The organism is Bradyrhizobium sp. sGM-13, assembly GCF_018398875.1.
In the GTDB taxonomy this organism is placed as follows: Bacteria; Pseudomonadota; Alphaproteobacteria; order Rhizobiales; family Xanthobacteraceae; genus Bradyrhizobium.
Genome location: NZ_JAGWDK010000233.1, coordinates 1 through 345 on the forward strand (window position 1 = coordinate 1; position 345 = coordinate 345).

At 57.7% G+C, this 345-nt stretch carries 1 protein-coding gene; it reads left to right on the forward strand.

The features are described 5' to 3' along the window. Window positions 1–7: 7 nt before the first annotated feature. Window positions 8–345: GreA/GreB family elongation factor (locus KJQ96_RS42565; protein ID WP_213291209.1), on the forward strand; the 338-nt coding region annotated here is incomplete at its 3' end.

The following is a 345-nucleotide window of genomic DNA, read 5'->3' on the forward strand; positions in this document are numbered from 1 at the left end:
CTGGAAAATGGATACCCCCGACTACCATCATCCCGTGAGACTTCCCCCGGTCATTATCTCAGAGGCGGATCGAGAGAAGCTGTATGCTGTTGCCACCTCCGCGCTGACGCATGGTCGCATGGCGCCGGCTGCCTCAAACCTATTACGGGAGATCTATCGAGCGACAATTGTCCCTAATGATCAGCTTCCAACGAATGTTGTGGCTGTCAACTCACGCGTAGATGTACGGGACAACGTCGCCGGCGCGAACAGGCGAATAGTCCTCGCCCTGCCAGACGAAACGTCTTGCGAACCGAACGCGGTTTCGGTGTTGAGCCCGCTGGGCGCGGCCTTGATTGGACTGTC